The 2,681-nt window shown below is 63.7% G+C and carries 2 protein-coding genes; both read left to right on the top strand.

What is annotated here, in order from left to right:
• The first annotated feature begins 84 nt into the window (after positions 1-84).
• Positions 85-1,320, top strand: coding sequence for an IS30 family transposase (locus FPZ47_RS27160; protein ID WP_425461852.1), 1,236 nt, complete (start codon positions 85-87; stop codon positions 1,318-1,320).
• 88 nt (positions 1,321-1,408) lie between these two features.
• Complete coding sequence (locus FPZ47_RS27155) at positions 1,409-2,473, top strand: IS110 family RNA-guided transposase (RefSeq protein ID WP_042910040.1); 1,065 nt, start codon at positions 1,409-1,411, stop codon at positions 2,471-2,473.
• The last annotated feature ends 208 nt before the right edge of the window (positions 2,474-2,681 follow it).

The following is a 2,681-nucleotide window of genomic DNA, read 5'->3' as shown; positions in this document are numbered from 1 at the left end:
TGTCGGCGTCGTCTGAAAACTGACCCCGTGTCGACGCGGTGGTTTCTAGGTGCGGTCGCAACACTTCTCTAGATTCTGGAGGTTGTGTTGGCATCGTCGCGTCGGGTGAAGAAGGGGCCGGGACGTCGTCCGCAGTCGGCCAAGCGTCAGCGGTTCATGGAGTTGCGGGCTCGCGGGTGGAGCGTGCGGGCCGCGGCCCGCGAAGTCGGTGTGTCCCGGTCCGCTGCGACGAACTGGACACGCGGTTACAAGACCTACCGCAACGGCGTCGCGGTCGGGTTCGTCCCGCCGCTAGATCGACTAGCGGTCCGCCAGATCAGCACGCGATACCTGTCCCAGGACGAGCGCATCGAGATCGCCGATCTGCATCACTCAGGGCTGAGGGTGCGGACGATCGCCACCCGACTCGGTCGAGCGCCGTCGACGATTTCGAGGGAGCTACGGCGCAACGCACCAGCCGGCCGCGGATATCAGCCCTTCGATGCCCACCGGCGAGCCACCGCGCGACGAGCACGTCACCACCGCCGTCGGGTCGACACCAACGACCAGCTCGGTAACGCGGTCGCCGAGCTGCTTCTTCAGCGTTGGAGCCCCCAACAGATCAGCCGTCACCTCCGCCACCGCTTCCCCGATGATTCATCGATGTGGTTATGCCACGAAAGCATCTATCAAGCTGTCTATCAACCGAATTCACGTTTCATGCGGCCCTCGCGATTAGCGCCGCACCGACGCTCACCGCTGCGCACCGGTCGAGATCACCGCCGAGCGCATCACCGCCAGAGTTGCCGGCGGCCGCGGTTCCAGCAGCCGATGCTCACCATCCACGACCGGTCCTTCTCGGCTGTCGACCGGTCTGAAGCCGGCCACTGGGAAGGCGACCTTATCATCGGTAATAACCACCTCTCGGCGATCGGCACTCTGGTCGAACGCCAGACCCGGATGCTGCGGTTGGTGCATCTGCCTCGCAGTGACGCCGACTCCCTGCACGCGGCCTTGGTGGCCCGCATGAAGGATCTGCCACCCACGCTGATGCGGTCGATCACCTGGGACCAGGGCACCGAGATGGCGCGCCACCTTGCCACCACCGACAAGCTCGGCGCGCCCGTCTACTTCTGCGACTCCAGATCACCCTGGCAACGCGGCACGAACGAGAACACCTATTGGTACACAGTGTTGGTGCCGGGACGCTTCGACGGGAGCCAACCGGTGGGCTGCTGGGTGACTCGGAGAACACGTGTCGCAGATGGCTTTCCGTTGATTTGTCCACGGCAGCTTAGGGCGAGAGCCCTGACCGGGAGTGACTTGATAGAAGCCTGCTGAGCCGTCAACTCGCAATAGGTCTGTCCGCCCGGGCAGAGCCCTCGCCGTCGTCCCGTCATCCGTGAGAGCACGACGAAGGGACTCTTTGATGGTGACAGTCGGGATCGACCCGCACAAGCGCGTTCATGTCGCGGTCGCCGTGGACGACAATGGCCGACGCGTCGGCCGAGGCCTGACCGTGAGCAACGATGAGCATCTCATTATCGCTTTGCTGCAATGGATTCGATCGATCAGCGATGAGGGGGCGGTGACCTGGGCAATCGAGGACGGCCGTGGCTTTGCCCGACGCCTGGCAGATGAGCTATTGCTGGCTGGCCAAGAGGTGGTGTGGGTACCCAGCCGGCTTACACTGGCACACCGCAAGCTTCACGCAGCCACCGGCGCCAAATCCGACGTCATCGACGCTGCCGCCGTCGCGCGTGCCGCGATCGCGACTCCAGGCTTGAGCCGGCACCAGGTTGACAAACGGGTCCGTGAACTGCGCATTCTCACCGACTACCGCTCGGATCTGGTCAAACGTCGCACGATGGTGGTCAACCAACTCAAAGCCCAAGCGCATCTGTGGCTCGACTACACCCCGGGCGACCTGGCCCGCGCCAAAACGCTGACCCTGCTCAGGGCCCGCCTGGACGCAGCGCCTGTGAGTACCCACATCACTCACGTGCTCAGCGAAATGATCAACGAGATGATCGAGCTCAACAACCGCATCGGTGAGCTCGATGCCACGATCAAAGAGCTCGTGACACCGCTGGCACCCAACCTCCTCAAGATCGTTGGGATCAGCCATAACTCAGCGGCCGTGCTGATCACCGAAATCGGCGACATCTCACGGTTTTCCACCTCAGCGAAGCTCGCTCGCTACACCGGCTGCGCCCCGATCCCGGTCTACTCATCCGACCACGAACGGCATCGCCTTCACCGCGGTGGAAACCGGCGTCTCAACAGCGTCCTCTACACCGCGGCGATCGTGCAAAACCGCTTCCACCCCGCCGCTCAACAACTCACCGCCCGCCACCAACCGACCAAGGGAGCCCGGGGCGCACGCCGAATCCTGAAGCGACACCTCGTCGACGTCATCCACCGCGCAATGCAGCTCGACCGAGCCAGCTGGCAACACCACATCACCCAGCACCCGGCCCACGCGTTGACATAGAAGCATCAACGGACTGCTGCGCGACTACTTCCCGAAGGGCGTCACCCTCATCAGCCACCCGCCGGAGCAGTTGTTGGCCGTCGAACACGAACTCAACCATCGCCCCCGCATGGTCCTCCAAGACCGTTGCCCCGCCGATCTATTCGCTGCCCTGTTAGTCTCGAGTGATCCGTCGGTGTTGCGACGTTGAGTAGAACCCACCCCGTCG

Source organism: Mycobacterium helveticum (assembly GCF_007714205.1).
Classification (GTDB): Bacteria; Actinomycetota; Actinomycetes; order Mycobacteriales; family Mycobacteriaceae; genus Mycobacterium; species Mycobacterium helveticum.
This window is presented reverse-complemented; position numbering and strand designations above follow the sequence as displayed.